Here is a 21,188-nt window from a genome sequence, read left to right as displayed (position 1 = left end):
ATCAGGGGTTCGGCCCCGGCGGCGAATCGGATTGGAACCAATCCGCGGGGCCTCTCCGCCACGAACTCCAGGCATGTCAGCGAAGAAGAGAATCGGCACCATCGCCCTGGCCGCACTCGCCGGGGCGGTGAGCGGTGGCGTGTTCCTCGGAGCGGCCGAACTGGTGGCCCTGCTGACCGTGCGCGACGCGAGTCCGATCGTCGCGGTCGGCTCGTTCGTGATCGACATCGTCCCCCGCTGGGCGAAGGAACTGGCGATCGACCTCTTCGGGTCGAACGACAAGCTCTTCCTGCTGGCGAGCCTCGGCCTTGCGGTCTTCGTCGCCGCCGCCGTCGCGGGGGTGCTGGAGTGGTGGCGTCGGTGGGTCGGCGTCGCGCTGTTCGTTCTCGCGGGTGTCGCGGCCGTGGTGGCGACGCTGACCCGCACGGGGGCCAGCCCGTTCGGCTTCCTTCCGGCCGCGGTCGGCGCCCTGCTCGGCGCGCTGGTGCTGCGACTGCTGATCGGGCGGCTTCACGCCTGGCGCGACGGGACCGCTGGAGCGGAAAGGGTCGGCGTCGACCGCCGCCGGTTCCTGGTGCTCACGTCGGTCGCAGCGGCGGGAGCCCTGGTCGCCGGGGTCGGGTCGCGCCTGGGGTCCGCTGCCACGTCATCCATCGCCGCGGTCCGCTCGGCGCTCAAGCTCCCGACGCCGGCCTCCCGCCTGAAAGTGCCTGCCGGCGCCGAACTCGACGTTCCCGGCATCAGCCCGCTCTTCACGCCGAACACGGACTTCTACCGGGTGGATACGGCCCTCACCGTGCCGTCGGTCGACCCGGCGAACTGGCGCCTCACCATCGACGGGATGGTCGAGAAGCGCGTCGAGCTCAGCTTCCAGGACCTCGTCGACATGCGCCCAGCCGAGTACGGCGTCACCCTGACGTGCGTGTCGAACGAGGTCGGCGGCAACCTGGTCGGGAACGCGCGGTGGCTCGGCGTGCCGGTCCGCGACATCCTCGCCCTCGCCCGTCCGCGCCGGGGCGCCGATATGGTGCTGTCGCGCAGCGTCGACGGCTTCACCGCCGGCACCCCGCTGGATGCGCTCACCGACGACGGCCGCGACGCCATCCTCGCGATCGGGATGAACGGCGAACCGCTCCCCCTCGAGCACGGCTTCCCGGTGCGGATGGTGGTGCCGGGCCTCTACGGCTACGTTTCGGCGACGAAATGGCTGACCGAGCTGAAGGTGACGACCTTCGCCGCCGATCAGGCGTACTGGACTCCCCGCGGCTACAGCGCGAAAGCCCCGATCAAGCTCTCCAGCCGCATCGACACCCCGCGCGTGGACAAGCCGCTCTCCGCCGGCCCGACGAAGATCGCCGGTGTCGCGTGGGCGCAGACGGTCGGCATCCGCACCGTCGAGGTGCGGATCGACGGCGGCCAGTGGCAGCAGGCGAAGCTCTCCACTCCGATCAACGCCGACACCTGGGTGCAGTGGTCGCTCGACTGGGACGCCACAGCGGGCAGCCACACCCTCGCGGTGCGCGCCACCGATCGCGCGGGCCGCGTGCAGGAGCAGAAGCGCACGCCGATCGCGCCGAACGGATCGACCGGATGGCAGCAGACGCTGGTGCGGGTGGGCTGACGACGTCGAGGTCGTCGGATGGGCACTCCGTGACCCGAGGTGCCGGCGCCCGAGCCGGCACCTCGGTGGGCTGACGCTCCCCCCGGACACGTCAGCGGGAACCCGCAACAGTGGGCCGGCACCTTGGGGAAATGCCGGCCCACTGTCACGGGGTCTTACTCGGTCGCGCGGCGTCGGCGGATCAGCATGAACGCTGCTCCGGCGCCCAGCAGGAGCAGGGCGATGATTCCGGGTGCGACCAGATCGCTACCGGTGAACGCCAGGCCGGGGCCCGGGTCGATCGGCGTGCGGGTGTCGCAGGCGCCCGACGGGTCGCACGACCCGCCGTCCACGGCCGGGTCGACGGTGTTGACCAGGCGGTGGTTGCCCGCCGCCGGGTTGTTGACCGTCACCGAGTACGTGACGTCGATCGTCTCGCCGACAGCCAGCGGGCCGGCCCAGGAGAGCACGGCGCCGCTGAGGGTCGCTCCGTGCGTCGCGTCGCCGTTGTAGTGGGCGTCGTCGAGCACGTCGCTCATGTTGTCGGTGAACTTCGCGGGAGTGCTCGCGGTGTAGGCGAACTCACCCGTGTTCGTGACGGTGACGGTGTAGCTGACCACGGCTCCCGGCTTCACCGTGTTGGTCGTGGAGACCGTCTTGTGCACCGTGTACGAGGCGACCGGGGTGTTGGTCAGGCAGCTGCCCGCCGGGTCGCACGACCCGCCCGGCCCGGTGGGCATGACCGCGTTGACCAGGTGGTGGTTGCCCGCATCCGGACTGTTCACCGTCACCGAGTACGTGACCTTCACCGTCTGGCCGACCGCGAGCGGACCGGCCCAGCTGAGCGTGTTCCCGGCCACGGTCGCACCGTTGCTGGCGTCACCGTTGTAGGCGGCGTCGTCGAGGACGTTGGTCAGGTCGTCGCTGAACGACGCCGGCTCGGCCGCGGTGTAGTCCACCTTGCCCGTGTTGGTCACCGTCACCGTGTAGGTGATGGTGGCGCCAGGGGCGACCTCGGACTTGTCTGCAGTCTTGGTCACCGTGTACGAACCCGACGGGATCGTCACTGTGCACTCGGCGTTGTCCGTGCCGGCCGGGCAGTCCCCGCCGCCACCGGTGGGGGTGACCACCGTGTTCGGCATCACCTTGTCACCGGTGTCCGGATCGTTCACCGTCACCGAGTAGGTCACCGTCACCGTCGCACCGACCGCCAGTGCGCCGGACCACGACAGGGTCGGCGCCGCGTAGGTGGCACCGTTGGTGGCGTCGTTGTTGTAGGTGGCGTCATCCAGCAGCCCGGACAGGTCGTCGGTGAAGGAGGCCGGAGCGGTAGCGGTGTAGTCGACTGTGCCGGTGTTGGTCACCGTCACCGTGTAGGTGATCTTCTGACCGGGGGTGACCTCGGTCTGGTCCGCCGTCTTGGTCACGCTGAATGCCTGCACCGGCGTGTCCGTCGTGCAACCGCCGGGGGTGACGCACGAGCCGCCCTTGTCCGGGTCGCCCGTGACCGTGTTGGTCAGGGTGCCGTCCCCGGTCCCGGCGGGGCCGACGAGTACCTGGTAGGTGATCGTCTGGACCGCACCGACAGCGAGCGGACCGGACCAGGTCAGCGTGTTCCCGGTGACCTGCGCGCCGTTGGTAGCAGACCCGGCCACATAGGTGGCGTCGTCCAGAACCTTGGACAGGTCATCGGTGATCGACGCCGGGTCCGCTGCCGTGTAGTCGGCCGCACCCGTGTTCGTCACGGTCACCGTGTAGGTGACGGTGTCGCCCGGGTGCGCCGGGCCGGCCGAGGCGGTCTTCGCGACCGTGTACGACTGGACCGGGTTGGTCGTGGCGCACTGACCGGGCACGCAGGTGCCGCCACCGCTCGGTACGACCGCGTTGGTCAGGGTGTGGTCGCCGGTGTCCGGCGAGTTCACGGTCACCGTGTAGGTGACGGTCACGCTCGTGCCTGCAGCAACGGCGCCGGACCAGGACAGTGTCGGAGCGGCATATGTCGCGCCGTTGGTGGCGTCGTTGTTGTAGATGGCATCATCCAGCACCGCCGTCAGGTCGTCGGTGAAGGAGGCAGGGGTGCCCGCGGTGAAGTCGGCCGTTCCGGTGTTCGTCACGGTGACCGTGTAAGTGACCTTGTCACCCGGGTTCACTGCGCCCGCAGGAGACGAGGACTTCGACACGGTGAAGGCCCGCACATCGGTTGTGGTGGTGCAGCTGCCTGCGGGGTCGCACGATCCGCCGGGCGAGTTCGGTCGCACCGTGTTGGTGATGACGTTGTCGCCGGTGTCCGGGCTGTTGACCTTGACCGCATAGGTGATCACGACCGTCTGCCCGACCGCTAGGGCGCCAGACCACTTCAGAGAGGTGCCGGTGACCGTGGCTCCGTTGTCCGGGCCGCTGACGATCGTCGCGTCATCGAGCACACGGGCCAGGTCGTCCGTCAGAGTCGCCGGTGCGGTGGCCGTGTAGTCGATCGCGCCGGTGTTCGTGACCGTGATCGTGTACGTCACCGTGTCACCGGCGGTCACCGAGGTGGTCGAGGCGGACTTGGCCACCGTGTACGAGCCGGAGGGGATGTTGACCGTACAGGCGGGGTTGCCCGCGGTCGGATCGCAGTCTCCGCCGATGCCCGGCGGGGTGACGACGGTGTTATTGAGGTGCTGGTCGCCGGTGTCCGGGTCGTTCACGGTCACCGAGTAGGTGATCGTCACGGTGTCACCGGCGGCCACGGCGCCCGACCAGGAGAGAGTCGGAGCGGCATAGGTCGCGCCGCCGGTGGCGTCGTTGTTGTAGGTGGCGTCATCCAGCACGGCCGTCAGGTCGTCGCTGAACGACGCCGGTGCCGTGACGGTGTAGTCCACGGTGCCCGTGTTCTTCACGGTGATCGTGTATGTGATCTTCTGGCCGGGGACCACATCGGTCCGGTCGGCTGTCTTCGTCACGGAGAACGACTGCACCGGCGTGGTCGTGGTGCAGTCCGCCGCGGTCGCACAGCCTCCGCCGTTCGTGCCCGGCGTGACCGCGTTGGTCAGCTTGTGGTCGCCGCCGTCCGGGGAGTCGACCTTCACCGAGTAGGTGATGGTTGCCGTCTCACCGACCGCCAGCGGTCCCGACCAGGACAACGTGGATCCCGTAACCGTCGGAGCGGCCGAGGTGGAGCCGCCGGAGTACGACACCGCGGCATCGCCGTTGTACACGGCGTCATCCAGCACACCCGACAGGTTGTCGGAGATGGTCGCCGGGTTCGCCGCCGTGTAGGCGACGTTGCCGGTGTTCTTCACCGTGACCGTGTAGGTCAGGTTGCCGCCCGGCTGGACGGTCGCTGCCGACGCCGTCTTGGTGACCGCGTAGGCGGGGTTCGGGCAGAGCACAGTGGACTGGACTTGCGCGTCGAAGCCCTCGGCGGTGTAGAAGCTCTTGACCTGCACCAGGATCGTGTTCAACCCCGTCTTCCACCCGGTCGTCAACGACGTCTGGGCGGCATTCGCCAGGGTGAAGCCCTGGTAGACGTACGGAGCAGCGGTGTCCTGCGGGAGGTTCGTTCCCGACTGCGCGATGTCGTTCACCCACACCCCGGCGACCGAGTTATCGGCCAGCCACTTCATATCCAGCGCGAAGCTCCCCGGATCGACAGCCGGATCGAGGTTGAACTGGTAGCGGTAGTACCAGTCACCACTACCGTCGGACTGGTTCTGAACGTTCGGACCCGCGTAGTTCGCCGAGATCCACTGCGCGTTCCCCGCCGGACTGTCCGCCCAGACGTTGGCGATCTTGCCAACCTGCGCTGGCGCATAGGTCGTGCCGGCGGGCGGAAGAGCAGGAGTCGCATTCGTCGATGGCGCCGTGGTACTCGGGTTGTGGTAGAAACCGTCTACCCCACCGGCAACCGTCCAGCCCGCATCGTTAGATCCGTCGGCGGCCTGTCCACCACTGGCTGCGTTGTAACCGGTGTTGAAGATCGCCGGGTCGGTGGTGCAGCCGACCGTGGGGATCGTCAGGTCGGTGAAGGTGACCGTGCTGTCACCCGGCGGGTTCAGGCCGGTCTCCGTCACGTTGCCCGGTCCGTTGGTGAAGCTGCCCGCGACCGAGGAGGTGACCTGCACCGTGATGGTGCACGAGGCCTGGCCGGCGGCGAGGGTGCCGTTGGTCACGGCGACGGTCGTGCCGCCCGCGACAGCCGTGGTCGTCGCGTTACAGGTGCCGCCCACAGTGCCGTTCGCCAGTGTCAGGCCGGCCGGGAGGGTGTCGGTGAAGCCCCAGCCCGCCTTCGAGGCGAGCTCGCTGGTGTTCGTGACGGTGAAGGTGAGGGTCGAGGTTCCACCGGTCTGGACTGCCGTGGGAGTAAACGCCTTATCGAGCTGCGGGGTCACATCCAGGATGCGGATGTTGTCGAAGGCGGCGTCGTTGCCGGCGCCGGACCCGTTCGCGTTCTGCATCCGGATGCCGAGGGTCGAACCGGTGAAGAGCACCGAACCGTTGGAGGTATACGTGCCGACGTTCACCGCCGCCGCGCCGAGAGAGCCGTTAGCCGGGACGTTCACGGTCTGGCCGGAGGAGCACGCGTTGAGCTGCCCTCCGACGTTGGTGGCGGTGCCAGCCTGGTTCAGGAAGGCGAACTGGTAAAGCGGTGCCGAGGCGTTGCAGTTGACGGCCGCGGTGTCGACGCTGAAGGTCAGGAACCGACCCGAGGACGAGGCGAGCGGGATGTTGGTCGCCGTCTGGAACTCCGTCGCATTCACGCCCGGGTTGTTCTCCGTGTAAGCCGTCACCGCGTGGTTGGCGCCGGGGGTCGCGGAACCCGCGTGCGCACCGAGGGCATAGGCCAACTGGTTCAGGTGCGCCGCGTCACTCTCGATCTGACAGTTGCCGATCGTCGTTGACGGCGTGTTGAAGTTACGAACCTGCCCGTTGCAGTTGCTCAGCCACGCAGCGTCTGCGGTGTACTTCTGCCCGGACGCGCCGGTATACGCCGTCAAACCGACGGGCGTGTTCCCAACCCCGTTCTCGAAGTTCTCCTGGAACGCCACGGTCGGCGCCGACGGGGTGCCCGGGTTGCCGGGAGCAGCCGCGGCCGGAGCGGCCGACGTGCCCAGCAGCGCCCACGTGCTCAGCCCGCTCGCGAGCAGTCCGACGCTGAGAACGGCTGCCGCGAATCTGCTGCGGCGGTTGCTCAGCGAGAAGACCAGCCGTCTTCCCGACGACGAGTCCGTTGAGTGCTGAGCGTTGCGCCGTCTCCGGTGCCGAGCTGCCAGGTGCATTGGTGTCCTCCCCCGTCCGCCGGTCAGTGAGACAGACGGCTGACGATCCTGTGAATCAGGCTCAGTCTTCTGAGGGGGCGTGAAGGATTTCCACACGACGAACAAAAATTCACCCCGGATTTAACCCTCACGAATACCGAATGTCCCCCAGGTGAAGGACCACAATCGGCTCCGGGGACGTGTTCAATCGAATCGAGGTGATCGTCCCCGCCGACGCGCCTCGGCATCCGCTCCGCCCCTCCCCCGACCCTGTAGGAACTCCGTCCGTGCCCTCCCCGTCAGACTCGCTCCCCGCCGATGGCGACCACCGTGGGACCGAGGAGGGCGTACCCGCAGACAGCCTTGCCGCGGTCGTCGCCGAGACGGCGCGCCGGGCCGGTTCGGCCGCCGCGGCCGCGGTGATCGCGGAACACTGGGACCGGTACGCGCACACCGACCCCGCAGCCCTGCTCGCCGCCCTCCGGGCGCTCCCCGGAGAGGCATTCGTCGACAATGTCGCCCTGGTGTCCGCAGTGAACTACCTCAAGCACGTCGTCTCGGGAGGCGGTCCCGACCGCTTCGAGCAGCATCCCGCTGCGACGACGGTCCCCGGTCGACGCTCAGGCGATCTCGTGGAGTACCTGATCGGGCTCACCGGCACATCGGCCACGGCACGCACCAAGGGACAGCACGCGGCGGCGGTCGAGGCCGCGACCGAGGCACGCCGGGCGCTGACGGCAGCGGAGCCGGGCGAGGTCGGGCACCGTCTCGCCAACCTCCCGCATCTGTTCGTGCAGTGGGGCCGGGCGCTCGAGCTCTCCGGGGACCACACCCTCCCCGTCGCCTACGAGTACGAAGAAGCGCACCGCGTCGCCGTGATGACCGAGCAGCCCCAGGTCGCCCGCCGCGCCGCCGGCCACCTCGCCTGGCATCTCGCGGCCCGAGGCCGGCTGAGCGCGGCACTCGACTGGGCGCACCGCGCCAGGAACACCGGCGAATCGAACCCGCGCTACGACGCCGCCCACCATCTCGCCGCCGCCCTCGTCCACGCCGACCGCCTGCAGGAGGATGCGTCCGCGCACGAACTCGCGCTCGTCGCGGCCCACCCGGTCGGCGAGTACTGGGCGGCCGCCAGCTGGGTGCGGTCCTTCCTCGCTCACACGAAGGCCGAGCAGGTGCTCCTCGAGGAGGAGCTCGCCCGCGAGCTCGGGAGGCACCCGCCGGCGGTCTCCAATCGCGGGATGAACGGGCAGTACGTGCGCGCCACGTGGATGCGGCTGGGGCGCTCCGTAGCCGGGCACCGCCCCGTGACGCCCGACGACCACCTGCTCCGGGCGATCGGCGAGTACCGGCGCGGCCGCTTCATCGAGGCGATCGACGACGCCGCGCAGGCCGCCGAACCCCTCAGCCCGCCCCGCGTGCGCGCCGGGGCCTTCCTCATCACGGCCGCATCGTCCCTCGCGCTGCAACGCTCCCGCTCCGCCGCCCACAACTTCCGGCTCGCGCACTCCATCATCGAGCAGGAGGACATGCGCGCCAGCTACCACCTCATCAGTGACGCGCACCTGCAGACCCTGGCCCCCGGTGCCCACAGCCTCCTCGCGCCGCGACGACGGGAGGCGGCAACGGAGGTCGGATCGCTGACCAAGCGGGAACGCGACGTGCTGCAGCAGCTCACAACCACCCGTTCCATGAGCGAGATCGCGACGGAGCTCTTCATCAGCCCGAACACGCTGAAGGCCACCGCCTCCCGGCTCTACCGCAAGCTCGGCGTCAACTCGCGGGCCGCCGCGGCGGACATCGCACAGAGGGCCGGGATATCGGTCCAGCCCCCGCCCGGGCGGGGAGGCTCGGTCTGACGCCCTACCGAGGACGCGGTTCGTCCTCCCAGGGCACGGGCGTCGTCGTGCCGTCTCTCCAGTCGCGCCGGAGTATCGCATACGCGACGGACGCGACGGGCTCCCGCCCCGGCACGGGCCAGGCCTCGCGGTAATGGGCCTCCTTGACCCACCCGCAGCGCGCGAACACCCGCCGCATCGCGGTGTTGTCCTCGCGCGTCTGCCCCTCGAAGCGGTTGACGGCGGCCATGCTGTCGAACACGAAATCCGTCGCCGCGCGCAGGGCCTTCGTGCCCAGCCCGCGACCACGCATGCCACCGTCGAGCCTCAGGTCGATCAACGGCGTGGGGTCGCCCAGATCGTCCAACCGAACCGTGCCGATCCGCTCTCCGCTCGGCACCTGGAGCCAGAACGCAGCGTGGTCGTCGTCGCCATACGCACCCGCGTCGATCGCGGCGAGTGCTGCAGCGCGATCAAGCCTTGGCACGACATGGAACGGGAACTCGTTGCCCGTCAGGAAGTCGATGAGGGCGTCCCGATCCGCCCCATACGGATCGAGCGGATGGAGAGAGACGGCCATTCACGCACCCTATCGGCCGCCCCCGGGTTGCTCGATCGGATGCGACGCGATTTAATCTGCGTATGCATGCAGATAAGCCGATATGCGGGCGTCTTCCCGACAGCCAGTACGTGGAACTCGCCGTCGAGGTCTTCGCGATGCTGGCGGATGCCACCCGCGTGCGCATCGTCCTGGCGCTCCGGGATGCGGGCGAGCTGTCGGTGAATCATCTCGCGGACATCCTCGACAAGCAGCCCGCAGCGGTGTCGCAGCACCTGGCGAAACTCCGGCTGGCGCGGATCGTCGCGACCCGGCAGGACGGCCAGCGGGTGTTCTACCGGCTGGAGAACGAGCACGCGAGCCGGCTCGTGAGCGACGCGATCTTCCAGGCCGAGCACTCGCTCGGCGGCACGCCGCGCCACCACCACCAGGCGCCGACGGCAGAGGACGAGGCGACCCCGTGACCCACGAGACGCACACGCACGACCACGGGCACCCGCACGACCACGGGCACCCGCACGACCACGAGCATCCACACGACCACGGGCACCACCACCCGACCGGGTTCCGCGGCTTCCTGTACGGGATGTTCGTCCCGCACTCGCACGACGCGGCCGACTCGATCGACGACGCGATGGAGGCGAGCACCGAGGGCGTCCGTGCCCTGAAGATCAGTCTGTTCGTCCTGCTCGCGACCACACTGCTGCAGGCGGTGATCGTCGCGTTCAGCGGCTCCGTCGCCCTGCTGGCGGACACGGTCCACAACTTCTCGGACGCCCTCACGGCCGTCCCCCTCTGGGTCGCCTTCGTGCTCGGACGCCGGGTCGCCACCCGCCGCTACACCTACGGGTACGGGCGCGCCGAGGATCTGGCCGGCTTGTTCATCATCGCCGTCGTCGCGCTGTCGGCGATCGTGGCGGCCTGGCAGTCGATCGACCGACTGTTCCACCCGCACCCGCTGGAGAACCTGGGCTGGGTGATCGTGGCCGGCCTGATCGGGTTCGCCGGCAACGAGGCGGTCGCGATCTACCGCATCCGGGTCGGCCGGCGCATCGGCTCGGCCGCGCTGGTCGCCGACGGCGTCCACGCCCGCATCGACGGCTTCACCTCCCTCGCGGTGGTCCTCGGCGCCCTGGGCGTGATGCTGGGGTTCCCTCTCGCCGATCCCATCGTGGGTGTGCTCATCTCGGCCGCGATCGTCGTGCTGCTCTGGGGCACCGTCCGGAGCATCGGCCGCCGGCTGCTCGACGGCATCGAGCCGGATCTGGTGGAGCAGCTCGAGCACGCCCTGATCGAGACGCCCGGAGTCGTCGCGGCACCGCGCGTGCAACTGCGCTGGGTGGGCCACCGGCTGCACGGGAGTGCCGAGCTCGCCGTCGACGCGGTCGTCCTCGGCGACGCCCACCGGATAGCGGCCGCCGCCCGCGCGCACGCGCAGGAGCACCTGCGCACGCTCGACGAACTGCATCTCGAAGTGACTCCGCCGGACACGGTCACCGTGCCCGACCATCATGAAGCGGCGAATCCGCCGAGCCGATGAGCACATCCGCGGAGCTCGCACGCGGGACCAGGCTCGTCCGGGCCGGCATCGGCCTGGAAGCGATCACCCTCGGCTGGAACGTCGTCGGCGTCGTCGTCCTCGCGATCGCGGTCTCCGCCAGTGCCTCGGTCGCCCTGCTCGGGTTCGGACTCGACAGCCTGATCGAGATCGGCGCCAGCACGGTGGTGATCTGGGAACTCACCGGATCGGACGAAAGGCGGCAGCGACTCGCCCTCCGGTTGATCGGCATCGCGTTCGTCCTCCTCGGCGGCTACCTGCTCGTCCAAGGGGTCGTCACGCTGGCGACCGGCCACCGCGCGGCGCCGAGCCCGTTGGGGGCGGGATGGACGGGCGCTACCGCCGCCGTCATGTTCCTGCTGGCCTTCGGGAAGGCATGCGTCGGCCGCCTCCTCGCCAACCCGGTGCTGGCCGCCGAGGGGCGCGTCACCCTGGTGGACGGCATCCTCGCGACGAGCGTGCTGCTCGGGATCGGCCTCGACGGGCTCCTCGGCTGGTGGTGGGCGGACCCGGTGGCCGCCCTGGTCATCGTCGCCTACGCCGCGCGCGAGGCCGTCCACATCTTCCGGGAGTGACGATGCCGGGATGGATCTGGACCGTCATCGGTGTGCTCGTCGCCCTGGTCGTGATGTGGATCGCCCTCGTGGTGGTCCTCGTCGTGCAGCAGCGCCGGGCCGGACGCGATGTGGACTGGCGGGCGATCCTGCGCCTGGTGCCCGACGTCGTCCGCCTGATCCGGCGGCTCGCCACCGATCCGGCCGTACCGCGCGCCACCCGCTGGTGGCTCTACGGACTGCTCGTGTACCTGATCCTCCCGATCGACCTCATCCCCGACTTCCTTCCCGGTATCGGCTACGCCGACGATGCGATCCTCACGATCGTCGCGGTGCGCTTCGCCGTGAAGCACGCGGGCTACGACGCGCTCGAACGCAACTGGCCGGGGACGGCGGACGGCCTCGACAGCCTTCTGGCGCTCGCGCGCGTGGAACGGCCGCCCGGCCGGCGACCAGGGATGTAACGCTTCGGGTGCTGGGAGGCCCCCGCACATCCACGCGTTTCCCATCGAGTCGCGGGTACCGTCGTCGCCATGACAGGACAGCTTCTCGCCCTGCCCCTGGCCGCGTCCCCGCTGCGGACGCAGGCCGACCCGTCCGAGCTCGGCGGCATCGCCGGTCTCGCCGCGCGCGTCATGACCGCCCTCGGCGAGATCGGGGTGGGACTGTGCTCGTTGGCGGAGGTGGTGTTCCCGCCGATCCCGAGCGAGGTGATCCTGCCGTTCGCCGGATTCCTCGCGTACCAGGGGTCGCTCAACGTGGTGCTCGTGCTGCTCGCGGCGACGCTCGGCAGCTTCGCCGGGGCGGCCATCCTGTACGTCCTCGGCCGCACGCTGGGCGAGGAGCGTGCCGTCCGGCTGCTGTCACGGCTGCCCCTGGTCGAGGAGGACGACTTCACCAAGGCCGCGGACTGGCTGAAGCGCCACGGCCGCGGCGCCGTCTTCTTCGGGAGGCTCGTGCCCCTGGTGCGGAGCCTGATCTCGCTCCCCGCGGGCGCGACACGGATGCCGTTCGGCCGGTTCGCGGCGTTCACCCTGGCCGGGACACTGCTCTGGAACGCGATCCTCGTGGGTGCCGGGTTCGCCCTCGGCACGCAGTACCACCTCGTCGAGCGGTACACCGAGTACATCGACATCGTCGTCTACGCGGCCGTCGGTCTCGTGCTCGGATGGCTCGTGCTCCGCCGCATCCTGCGTCATCGCGCAACGCGACGGGATGCGGACCCGTCGTCATGACCGAGGCGCGCGGGTGCGCTCGGGTCGAGGGTACGCCCCGACTCGCGAAGAGACGGGGCGTACTCCCCCGGTGACGACGCCGAGTGTCGTCGGTGTCCCCGCGCCAAAACATACGGACTCACCGGTTTGAGTGCAAATCGGGTTCAGCGGCCGAAGGGCACGGCGAGGACGTCCCAGATCCTCTCGATGTCCGACGCGAGCGCATCGAGCGTCCCGCGCTCGTCCGCGATCATGTACGCCCCGAAGATGCCGTGCACCGCGACCGTCGCGACGGCTCGCGCATCCACCTCCGGGCCGCCGCGGTCCTCGGTCTCCTGCTCCAGAAGCTGTGAGAGAACGGCGACCCAGCGCGCGTAGGGGTTCTCGTCGGCGGACGGCGGCAGCACGGTCTGCGACAGCTTCATGGCGGCACGGACGCGCACGTCCGAGGCCAGCAGCGCACCGACGCGGCGCGTCAGCTCCCGCGCGGCAGGGAGTCCCCGCAACCCGGACTCCTCGACCTCCCCGATGATGACCGGCCAATTCGCGTACTTCTCGGCGACCAGGGCCCGGGCGATATCGAGCTTCGAACGGAAGTGGAAGTACACCGCGCCCTTTGTCGCGCCCGTCCGCTCGACGATCCGCTCCAGGCGAGCGCCCTCGTACCCGTGCTCGTCGAACTCCGCGGCGGCGGCGTCGAGGATGGCGAGGCGCGTTCTCTCCGCGCGCTCCTGTCTCGGCATGCGAAGGCCCGTCTCCCGAAGTGGCGTGTGAGACGACGATATCGTGGGCGCCCCTCCACCAGAGGAAAAGCGGTCACGGGAGGGTGGGGAAACGAACACGGCGCGAAGGGATCCTGGGCGCCGACTCACGCCTCCCGGGTGATGGAGACCGAGACGAACAGTTCTGACCCGCTGCCGCCCGCGTAGACGCCTCGGAGGGGTGTGACGTCGGTGTAGTCCCGGCCGTGGCCGACGCGCACGTGACGATCGCCGATGGGGATGCTGTTCGTCGGATCGTAACCGTGCCACCCGCCGCAGAACCACTCCACCCACGCGTGCGACTCCCCCACGACGGTCTCCCCGACGGCGGCGTCCGCTTGGGGATGCAGATAGCCGGAGACGTAGCGCGCGGGAATCCCCACGGACCGGAGTGCCCCGACCGCGACGTGGGCGATGTCCTGGCAGACCCCGCTCCGCGCATCCCACGCTTCGGCGGCAGCGGTTCGAACGCCGGTCACTCCGCTCACGTACTCCATCTCGGACGACACGGCGGCGACGATCGCCTGGGCGGCGGCGCAGGGTCCGTCGACGTCGGGTCCGAGGTCGGTCACGACGGATCCGGCGAGCTCGGCCAGCGAGGGCGGCGGAGCGGTGAGCGCCGTCTGACGGAGCTGCTCGACGCACGCGGCGGACCTCGGGACGACGGCGGCGAGCTCCTCCCAGCCGACAGTCGAGGTGGGGTGCTCCGCCTCGAGCACCTCCACGAGACTGCTCGCCGTGATCGTCAGTTCGCTGTGCGGGGCCAGCACGTCGAACGCCAGGACCCTGGTGCCCCAGTAGTCCGTGTACTGGTGGTGGGAGGAGACCGGCTGCACATCGAGAGACGAGTGGAGCACGAGTTGCCGAGAGCCGGAGACGGGAAGCATGCGCGCCTCGTTGTACGAGGCGGTCACGTCGCCGTCATAGCGGTAGCCCGTCGAATGCACGATCCTGAGCCGTTTCACGCCCTGTCCCCCGTCCAGCTCGGCGCGACGCTCTCGGGGAAGTACCGCATGGCGACCGCCGTCGTCGCCGCACTCGTCGCGTCCTGGATGGCGGACATGAAGGCCGGGAGGTCGTCGAGCACGTCGGCCACCGGCCGGAACTCGAGTTCGCTGCGCACCTGCCCGAGCATCCGTGCCGCCTGATCGGAGACCCCGACCCGCTCCAGTCTCGGCTCGATCTCGCGCAGACTGTCCACCGCGCGCGCCACCGAGTAGAGGATCGATCGCGGGAAAAGCCTGTCGTGGAGGAGGAACTCCGCAGCGTTCCTCGCGGACGGCACTCCGCGGTACGTCCGCAGGTAGGCCTCGTAGGCACCGCAGGAGCGCAGGAGGGTCGTCCAGCTCGGCCCGCTCGCCTCGGTCAGCGACCGCGTCGCGAGCAGGCGTGCCGTCATGTCGGCCCGCTCCAGGCTGCGGCCGAGGGTGAAGAAGTGCCAGGCCTCGTCGCGGCTCGCCCCGGACTCCATCAGCCCGACGGCGAGCGCCGCCCGCTCGCGCACCCAGCTGAAGAACTCGTGCACCTTGTCGCTGGTCACCCGTCGCGGCATCCGCGCGGTCGTGGTGTTGAGGCACTCCCAGAGTTCGGTCGAGATGATCTCGCGGGCGCGCCGGGCGTTCTCCCGCGCAGACGCCAGCGAATAGACGATGGATGCGGGCGCCGCGCGGTCGACCGCCAGGATGCGGAGCACGTCCTCCCGAACGATCGCGGACTCCGGTGCCGGGCTGCCCATCACGCTGAGGAGCGATCGGCACGCGGTGTCCTCGTCGATCCACGGGTCTTCGAGGAGGAGTTGCAGGTGAACGTCGAGGATGCGGGCGGTGCCGTCGCTCCGCTCGATGTAGCGGCCGATCCAGAAGAGCGAGGAGGCGATGCGACTCAGCATGAGGTGACCTCCGCCGGGACGCCCTGCTGCTGCTGTTGCTGTTGCTGCTGCTGATCGGAGCGCGGCGCATCCTCCGCAGAGTGGTCGGGCACGTGGTGGGCGGAGACACCCGGCCCCGCCGCCTGCTCGGCGACGATTCCCGCCACCCGAGAGGCGCCCTCCGCTGCATCGCCGGGGCGCCGCTGACCCGAACGGTCGGCCGGCACGTCGGTCGCCGGGGCGCCGACCACCCAGGTGTCCTTCGATCCGCCGCCCTGGCTGCTGTTGACGACCAGCTGGCCCTCGGCGAGGGCGACCCGGGTGAGACCTCCGGGGAGGACCCAGATGTCTCGGCCGTCGTTGACGGCGAACGGGCGGAGGTCGACATGCCGCGGGCGCATCCCGTCGTCGACCAGTGTGGGGATGGTCGACAACTGCACGACCGGCTGAGCGATCCACCCGCGCGGGTCGGCGGCGAGACGTGCGCGAAGGTCGGCGAGCTCCGCGCGGGAGGCGTCCGGCCCGATCACGAGACCCTTGCCGCCGGAGCCGTCGACCGGCTTGACGACGAGCTCGTCGAGCCGGTCGAGCACCTCGGCGAGCGACTCCGGTTCCTCCAAGCGCCAGGTGTCGACGTTGGGGAGCACCGGCTCCTCGGCCAGGTAATAGCGGATGAGGTCGGGAAGGTACGTGTAGACGAGCTTGTCGTCGGCGACGCCGTTGCCGACGGCGTTGGCGATCGTCACATTCCCGAGCCGCGCGGCCAGCATCAGGCCCGGCGTGCCGAGGACGGAGTCGACGCGGAACTGAAGCGGATCGATGAAGTCGTCGTCGATCCTCCGGTAGATCACGTCGACCTTCTGCGGTCCCGACGTGGTGCGCATCCACACGTGACCCCCCGAGCAGAACAGGTCGCGCCCCTCGACCAGCTCGACCCCCATCAGCCGGGCGAGGAGGGTGTGCTCGAAGTAGGCGGAGTTGTAGACCCCGGGGGTCAGCACGACGACGTTCGGGTTCTCCATGCCGTCCGGGGCGCTCGCCCGGAGCGCCTGGAGCAGGCGATACGGATAGTCGCCGACCGGGCGCACCCGCATCGACGTGAACAGCTCGGGAAGCGTCTGGGCCATCACGCGCCGGTTCGAGATGACGTAGCTGACGCCGCTCGGGACGCGGACGTTGTCCTCGAGAACGCGCCACGCTCCGACCTCGTCACGGATCAGGTCGATGCCCGACACCTGGATCCGGACGCCGTTGGCCGTCGCGATCCCGGCCGCCGCCCGGTGGAAATGCGCCGACGAGGTGATCAGCCCCGCCGGGATGACACCGTCGCGGACAGCGTTCTGGTCGCCGTACACGTCGCTGAGGAACGCTTCGAGCGCCCTGACGCGTTGCCTGACCCCCGCCTCGACGTGGGCCCACTCGTCCTGCTCGATCACCCGCGGGACGGCATCCAGCGGGAACGGGCGCTCCTCGCCGGCGAAGTCGAAGGTCACGCCCTGCGCGAGGTACGACCTGGCCAGCGCCTCCGTCCGCCCCCGCAGCTCCTCCTGGGTGAGCGAGGCGAGGGCCGCGAACAGCTCGCGATAGGCCGGGCGGATGCCGCCCTCCGCTGCTGTCACGTCCGCGAACATCTCATCGAAGGGGGTGCTGCCGCCCTGACGCCTGCCGGACGCCGCGGTCGCGTATCCACCGAACAGCTCGCCCATGGCCAGACGCTATCGGCGACGCGTTTCGCCCGCGTTTCGGTGGTGTTGCGAGTGTTTCGATGCCGCCCGCGGCCGGTCAGACCTCGTCGGCGAGTTCGCGCAGCTCGGCGGTTCGCTCGCCCGGACGGTCGCCGGTGTTGACGGTCCCCTTCGGCTCCACCATCACGACGAGCGCGTCCTCGTCGGCCTTCGGGCAGTGCTCGACGCCGCGCGGGACGACGAACACGTCGTGCGGACCGAGCTCCACATCCCCGTCGCTCAGCTGGATGGTGAGCCGCCCCTCGATGACGAGGAAGAGCTCGTCGGTCTCGGGATGCGCGTGCCAGACGAACTCGCCGCGCAGGCGCGCCACCTTCACGTCGTAGTCGTTGACGCTCGCGAGCCGGTGCGGCTGCCAGGGCTCCGGGATGAGGGCGAAGGCGGCGTCGAGGTTGTGGACCGTGTTCATGTGGCCAGCCTAGAACCGGCCCGGCCGTGCGACGTCGGAGGCCGGTGGTTGTATGGGGACGTGCTCCTCGACACGCTCGTGACGACGGCCGAGACCGTCGCATCCACTCGCTCCCGGCTGGCGAAGGTGGATGCGCTCGCGACGCTCCTCGCCGACCTCGACCCGGAGGAGATCGCTCCGGCCGTCGGTTTCCTCGTCGGCAAGGCGCGGCAGGGTCGCGTCGGCGTCGGCTGGCGCGGGCTCAACGGCGCGATGGGCGAGCCCGCGTCGGAGGCCTCTCTGACCGTCGACGATCTGGATGCGCTGCTCGACCGCCTCGCGGCGCTGTCGGGATCCGGCTCGGCCGGCGAGCGCAACCGCGCCCTCCGCGACTTCACGGCGCGGGCCACCGCACGCGAGCAGGACTTCATCGCGCGCGTGCTCCTCGGCGAGATGCGCACCGGGGCACTCGAGGGTGTGCTGATGGATGCGATCGCCCGGGCCGCGGACCGCCCCGGCGACAGCGTGCGCCGCGCGGCGATGCTGTCCGGAAACCTCGGCGAGACGGCACGCCTCGCGCTGACCGGCACCGCGGAGGAGCTCGATGCGGTCGGCCTGGTCGTGGGCCGACCGGTTCTGCCGATGCTGGCGGCGTCCGCCCCGAGCGCGGCGGAGGCCCTGGCAACGACCGGCGAGGCGTCGGTCGAGTACAAGCTCGACGGCGCGCGCATCCAGGTGCATCGCCACGGCGACGAGGTGCGCGTCTTCACCCGCAACCTCGCGGACATCACCCACCGCGTGCCGGAGGTGGTCGAGGTGGCGCGGCGACTGCCGGTGCGCGACGTGATCCTCGACGGAGAGACCCTGTCGCTGGATGAGGACGGCGCTCCCCGGCCCTTCCAGGAGACAATGTCGAGATTCGGCGCGGATGCCGTGCGCGAGACGGTGTTGCATCCCTGGTTCTTCGACATCCTGCACGTCGACGGCCGCGATCTGCTCGACGAGCCGCTGTCCACCCGGCTGGCGGAGCTGGAGCGCGTGGCCGGCGACCATCGCATCCCCGGCGAGGTCACGGCCGACCCCGAGGTTGCCGAGCGCGTCGCGCGCGACGCCCTTTCCGCCGGGCAGGAGGGCGTGGTCGTCAAGGCGATCGACTCGCCCTACGCTGCGGGTCGGCGGGGCTCCAGCTGGGTGAAGGTGAAGCCGGTGCACACCTACGACCTGGTCGTCCTCGCCGTGGAGTGGGGGTCGGGGCGGCGGCAGGGGCTGCTGTCGAACATCCACCTCGGCGCCCGCGATCCGGAGGGCGCGTTCGGCGAGCCGGGCGGGTTCGTGATGGTCGGCAAGACCTTCAAGGGCCTCACCGACAAGCTCCTCGCCTGGCAGACGGAGCACTTCCAGGAGATCGAGGTGCGGCGAACCGCCGGGACGGTCTGGGTCGCGCCGACGACGGTGGTGGAGATCGCGATCGACGGCGTGCAGCGATCCAGCCGCTACCCCGGCGGCATCGCCCTGCGCTTCGCCCGCGTCAAGCGCTACCGCGACGACAAGGACGCCGGCGAGGCCGACACGATCGAAACGCTGCGCGGCCTCCTCCGGGAGTGACCGCCCACACCCGCCTCGCCCTCGCACCGAAACGGAGGAGAACCCGGACGCCCGGCTCCCCGCATCCTCCGTTCCGCGCATTCCGCCGGAGTGTCGGACCGAAACTCCTCCGTTTCCCGCCGCCTCGCGGACGCGGGAAAGGTGCCCCGGCGGCCGTGGAAAGGGAGGAATTCCCACGGCGACGCGCGGCGTTTCGCCACGAACGGAGGATGCGCGGAGCCGGACGTGCGGGATGTCCTCCGTTTCCGCAGCACCGACGGAGCCGACCGCCCTGGGCGCGGAGGCGAGTGTCACGCCCGCAGGCGCGCCGCCTCCCGCCGCTCCGCCTCGTCGGCGTAGCCGACCTGCGCCCGCCACCACGGCGTCTCGATGAAGCCGCGCTTGAGGTACAGCAGCTCCATCGCGCCGGTCCAGCCCTCGACGCCCTCGAGCACCGAGAGGGTGTGCGAGATGAACTGGTTCAGTTCCCCCACGGACGGCGTGATCAGCTCGCAGAACAGGGAATTGTCATCCAGCAGCGAAGCGAGGTAGCGCACAGCCGGATACCCGGAGAGCTCCTGCGCGACCGCCTCCAGCCGGGACGGCGCGACCTTGACCAGCAGCAGCGTCTCCGCACCCATCCCGAGCGCCGCCGCGGGGACGAGCGTGAGGATGTCGAGGCAGTGGTTCGCGCGCATCCGGTCGAAGCGGCGCCGCACGCTGGACTCGTTCATGCCCGTCCGGTCGCCGATGGCCTGGAAGGTGACGCGGCCGTCGTCGCGGAGGGCGGCGAGGATGCGGCGGTCGGCCTCGTCGAGGTGGTCCGGTTCGCACATCTCGGCGTCGACCAGCGACGCCTTCTCGTCCTCCTGCGGGAGCTTCATCGTCTCGGCGAACAGCTGTCGGCTCCAGTCGTGCCGCACCTTGTGCACGTGCATGATGAGGTCGCTGCGCCAGCGCTTGATGCCGGCGATGGACTGCAGCTGCTGGATGAGTTGCGGGTAGTGCGCCGCTCCTCCCGTCACCACGACCTCCGCCATGATGTCGTACTGCCCGGTCACCAGCGTGAGGAAGCGGACGTCGGCGTGCTCCACGAGCGCTGCCGCGACCTCGAGCTGTGTGCCCGGACGGCAGTTCAGCCGCACCAGGAAGGTGTCGACCTGCCCGGAGCTGCCGAGCGCCGGCACGACGGCGATCCGCACGACGCCGTCCTGCACCAGCTGCTGGCCGCGGCGGGCGACGGTGGCGGAGGAGCTGCCGACCATGTCCGCGATCGCGGTCCAGCTCGCTCGTCCGTCGTGCTGGAGCGCGACGATGATGCGGCGGTCGAGGTCGTCGAGGGTGTCGAGCGCCTTCACTCGGACGCCGCGCTCCGCACCGGCGGCACCACTTCGTGCAGGAATCCCCGCACCGTGTCCGTCCATGCCTCCGCCTCCTCGATCTGGGGGGAGTGACCCGATTTCTCGAAGATCGCCAGCCGCGCATCCGGGATGAGCGACACGATCGTCTCCGAGCACGAGACCGGCGTGATCCAGTCGGTCCGCCCGACGGTCACCAGCGTGGGTGCGGTGATCCCCGGGAGCGCCCCCTTCAGATCATAGGTCGGAAGGTTCTTCGAGAAGGCGTAGTTGTGCGCTTCGTAGCGGTACGGGGTGGCCTCGACCTTCCGTTCGACCGTCTCCGGGTCGTAGACGTAGTCGTACAGCGGGAGGATCTCGCGCCAGCAGTCACGCAGGTCGTCGTTGTCGCGCACGCGGCCCTCGTCGATGCGGTCGAACTTGTCCATGTCGACGGTCACCCGGTCGGAGGCGAGCGCGTTCTTCCGGGACAGCTCCGAGTGGGAGTTGTCGGCGGCCGTGTCGCGCAGCACCAGGGCGAGCACCCGGTCCGGGTACCGCGTCGCGTACTCCAGCGACATGAAGCCGCCGTACGAGCCGCCGGCCATGACGATCCGCTCGGCGCCGATCCACTCCCGCAACGCGTCGATGTCGGCCGCCCACTGCTCGTGGCTGAACTCGCCGTTGCCCTCGCTCTCGCCCGAGCCGCGCGCATCGAACACGACGACGCGGTACTCGTCCGCCAGGCGCCCGAAGCTGGCGCGCGGCTCGGCACGCGAACCAAGACCGGGTGCGCCGTGGTGGGTGATGATCACCGGCGCCCCCTCCGGTCCGAGCACCTCGACGGCGAGGCGATTGCCGTTGATCTCGACGAACTGCGCGGTGGTGGTCGCGGCGGCGAACTCGGGGGAGACGTCTGTTGTCACGGTGTTCCTTTCGATGGCGG

At 70.0% G+C, this 21,188-nt stretch carries 17 protein-coding genes; 8 read left to right on the top strand and 9 right to left on the bottom strand.

The features are described 5' to 3' along the window. Positions 1 to 73: 73 nt before the first annotated feature. A complete protein-coding gene (locus tag AXZ95_RS13690) occupies positions 74 to 1,621 on the top strand; it encodes a molybdopterin-dependent oxidoreductase (RefSeq protein ID WP_018192241.1) in 1,548 nt (515 codons plus the stop codon). Between the two features lie 155 nt (positions 1,622 to 1,776). Here AXZ95_RS13690 and AXZ95_RS13685 read toward each other — a convergent pair whose 3' ends face one another. Next, positions 1,777 to 6,858, bottom strand: a complete 5,082-nt coding sequence (locus AXZ95_RS13685) for a DUF11 domain-containing protein (protein WP_018192242.1) — start codon at positions 6,856 to 6,858, stop codon at positions 1,777 to 1,779. A gap of 266 nt (positions 6,859 to 7,124) precedes the next feature. Here AXZ95_RS13685 and AXZ95_RS13680 point away from each other — a divergent pair, with 266 nt between their 5' ends. Then, on the top strand, positions 7,125 to 8,696 hold the full coding sequence (locus tag AXZ95_RS13680; RefSeq protein ID WP_018192243.1) for a LuxR family transcriptional regulator: 1,572 nt from the start codon (positions 7,125 to 7,127) through the stop codon (positions 8,694 to 8,696). Positions 8,697 to 8,700: 4 nt separating this feature from the next. Here the strand turns inward: AXZ95_RS13680 and AXZ95_RS13675 are convergent, their stop codons facing one another. Next, entirely contained in the window at positions 8,701 to 9,255 is a 555-nt protein-coding gene (locus AXZ95_RS13675) for a GNAT family protein (RefSeq protein WP_018192244.1), read from the bottom strand. Between the two features lie 62 nt (positions 9,256 to 9,317). Here AXZ95_RS13675 and AXZ95_RS13670 point away from each other — a divergent pair, with 62 nt between their 5' ends. The 5 genes from AXZ95_RS13670 (at position 9,318) to AXZ95_RS13650 (ending at position 12,581) form a co-directional block, all read left to right on the top strand. Beyond that, positions 9,318 to 9,698, top strand: coding sequence for a metalloregulator ArsR/SmtB family transcription factor (locus AXZ95_RS13670; protein WP_026307298.1), 381 nt, complete (start codon positions 9,318 to 9,320; stop codon positions 9,696 to 9,698). Next, the gene (locus tag AXZ95_RS13665) at positions 9,695 to 10,774 is read left to right on the top strand and encodes a cation diffusion facilitator family transporter (protein ID WP_018192246.1); all 1,080 of its coding nucleotides are present in this window, start codon (positions 9,695 to 9,697) and stop codon (positions 10,772 to 10,774) included. Before AXZ95_RS13670 ends, AXZ95_RS13665 begins: the two co-directional genes overlap by 4 nt. Then, the gene (locus AXZ95_RS13660; RefSeq protein ID WP_018192247.1) at positions 10,771 to 11,367 is read left to right on the top strand and encodes a cation transporter; all 597 of its coding nucleotides are present in this window, start codon (positions 10,771 to 10,773) and stop codon (positions 11,365 to 11,367) included. The genes AXZ95_RS13665 and AXZ95_RS13660 overlap by 4 nt, the downstream gene beginning before the upstream one ends. A 2-nt stretch (positions 11,368 to 11,369) precedes the next feature. After that, the gene (locus tag AXZ95_RS13655) at positions 11,370 to 11,810 is read left to right on the top strand and encodes a DUF1232 domain-containing protein (protein ID WP_026307299.1); all 441 of its coding nucleotides are present in this window, start codon (positions 11,370 to 11,372) and stop codon (positions 11,808 to 11,810) included. 69 nt (positions 11,811 to 11,879) lie between these two features. Beyond that, positions 11,880 to 12,581: a DedA family protein gene (locus AXZ95_RS13650; RefSeq protein ID WP_018192249.1), complete on the top strand. Its 702-nt coding sequence runs from the start codon at positions 11,880 to 11,882 to the stop codon at positions 12,579 to 12,581. A gap of 143 nt (positions 12,582 to 12,724) precedes the next feature. Here the strand turns inward: AXZ95_RS13650 and AXZ95_RS13645 are convergent, their stop codons facing one another. The 5 genes from AXZ95_RS13645 to AXZ95_RS13625 form a co-directional block, all read right to left on the bottom strand. Next, positions 12,725 to 13,303, bottom strand: coding sequence for a TetR/AcrR family transcriptional regulator (locus AXZ95_RS13645; RefSeq protein WP_018192250.1), 579 nt, complete (start codon positions 13,301 to 13,303; stop codon positions 12,725 to 12,727). 125 nt (positions 13,304 to 13,428) lie between these two features. Then, the gene (locus AXZ95_RS13640; protein WP_020076710.1) at positions 13,429 to 14,286 is read right to left on the bottom strand and encodes a transglutaminase family protein; all 858 of its coding nucleotides are present in this window, start codon (positions 14,284 to 14,286) and stop codon (positions 13,429 to 13,431) included. After that, positions 14,283 to 15,209, bottom strand: coding sequence for an alpha-E domain-containing protein (locus AXZ95_RS13635; protein ID WP_018192252.1), 927 nt, complete (start codon positions 15,207 to 15,209; stop codon positions 14,283 to 14,285). The genes AXZ95_RS13640 and AXZ95_RS13635 overlap by 4 nt, the downstream gene beginning before the upstream one ends. Continuing rightward, positions 15,203 to 16,894 (bottom strand): circularly permuted type 2 ATP-grasp protein, encoded by a 1,692-nt coding sequence (locus tag AXZ95_RS13630; protein WP_018192253.1) that lies wholly within the window; start codon positions 16,892 to 16,894, stop codon positions 15,203 to 15,205. The genes AXZ95_RS13635 and AXZ95_RS13630 overlap by 7 nt, the downstream gene beginning before the upstream one ends. 76 nt (positions 16,895 to 16,970) lie before the next feature. Beyond that, on the bottom strand, positions 16,971 to 17,342 hold the full coding sequence (locus AXZ95_RS13625; RefSeq protein WP_018192254.1) for a cupin domain-containing protein: 372 nt from the start codon (positions 17,340 to 17,342) through the stop codon (positions 16,971 to 16,973). Positions 17,343 to 17,402: 60 nt separating this feature from the next. Between AXZ95_RS13625 and AXZ95_RS13620 the strand changes: the two genes are divergently transcribed. Further along, positions 17,403 to 18,926: an ATP-dependent DNA ligase gene (locus tag AXZ95_RS13620; RefSeq protein ID WP_018192255.1), complete on the top strand. Its 1,524-nt coding sequence runs from the start codon at positions 17,403 to 17,405 to the stop codon at positions 18,924 to 18,926. Between the two features lie 290 nt (positions 18,927 to 19,216). Here the strand turns inward: AXZ95_RS13620 and AXZ95_RS13615 are convergent, their stop codons facing one another. Both AXZ95_RS13615 and AXZ95_RS13610 read right to left on the bottom strand, forming a co-directional pair. Further along, positions 19,217 to 20,329 carry an Lrp/AsnC family transcriptional regulator gene (locus AXZ95_RS13615; protein ID WP_231371233.1) on the bottom strand — a complete coding sequence of 371 codons (1,113 nt, stop codon included), beginning with the start codon at positions 20,327 to 20,329 and terminating at the stop codon, positions 19,217 to 19,219. Further along, a complete protein-coding gene (locus tag AXZ95_RS13610) occupies positions 20,260 to 21,168 on the bottom strand; it encodes an alpha/beta hydrolase (protein WP_018192257.1) in 909 nt (302 codons plus the stop codon). The genes AXZ95_RS13615 and AXZ95_RS13610 overlap by 70 nt, the downstream gene beginning before the upstream one ends. Between the last annotated feature and the right edge of the window lie 20 nt (positions 21,169 to 21,188).

Origin of the sequence: Leifsonia sp. 115AMFTsu3.1, from assembly GCF_004362795.1 — a bacterium.
Classification (GTDB): domain Bacteria; phylum Actinomycetota; class Actinomycetes; order Actinomycetales; family Microbacteriaceae; genus Leifsonia.
This window is presented reverse-complemented; position numbering and strand designations above follow the sequence as displayed.

Bases quoted from the DNA above. Each gene is read 5' to 3' on its own strand.
- AXZ95_RS13645 (WP_018192250.1), bottom strand. From the start codon at position 13,303: ATGCCGAGACAGGAGCGCGCGGAGAGAACGCGCCTCGCCATCCTCGAC.
- AXZ95_RS13625 (WP_018192254.1), bottom strand. From the start codon at position 17,342: ATGAACACGGTCCACAACCTCGACGCCGCCTTCGCCCTCATCCCGGAG.
- AXZ95_RS13660 (WP_018192247.1), top strand. From the start codon at position 10,771: ATGAGCACATCCGCGGAGCTCGCACGCGGGACCAGGCTCGTCCGGGCC.
- AXZ95_RS13630 (WP_018192253.1), bottom strand. From the start codon at position 16,894: ATGGGCGAGCTGTTCGGTGGATACGCGACCGCGGCGTCCGGCAGGCGT.
- AXZ95_RS13650 (WP_018192249.1), top strand. From the start codon at position 11,880: ATGACAGGACAGCTTCTCGCCCTGCCCCTGGCCGCGTCCCCGCTGCGG.
- AXZ95_RS13670 (WP_026307298.1), top strand. From the start codon at position 9,318: ATGCATGCAGATAAGCCGATATGCGGGCGTCTTCCCGACAGCCAGTAC.
- AXZ95_RS13690 (WP_018192241.1), top strand. From the start codon at position 74: ATGTCAGCGAAGAAGAGAATCGGCACCATCGCCCTGGCCGCACTCGCC.
- AXZ95_RS13635 (WP_018192252.1), bottom strand. From the start codon at position 15,209: ATGCTGAGTCGCATCGCCTCCTCGCTCTTCTGGATCGGCCGCTACATC.
- AXZ95_RS13685 (WP_018192242.1), bottom strand. From the start codon at position 6,858: ATGCACCTGGCAGCTCGGCACCGGAGACGGCGCAACGCTCAGCACTCA.
- AXZ95_RS13655 (WP_026307299.1), top strand. From the start codon at position 11,370: ATGCCGGGATGGATCTGGACCGTCATCGGTGTGCTCGTCGCCCTGGTC.
- AXZ95_RS13675 (WP_018192244.1), bottom strand. From the start codon at position 9,255: ATGGCCGTCTCTCTCCATCCGCTCGATCCGTATGGGGCGGATCGGGAC.
- AXZ95_RS13615 (WP_231371233.1), bottom strand. From the start codon at position 20,329: ATGGACGGACACGGTGCGGGGATTCCTGCACGAAGTGGTGCCGCCGGT.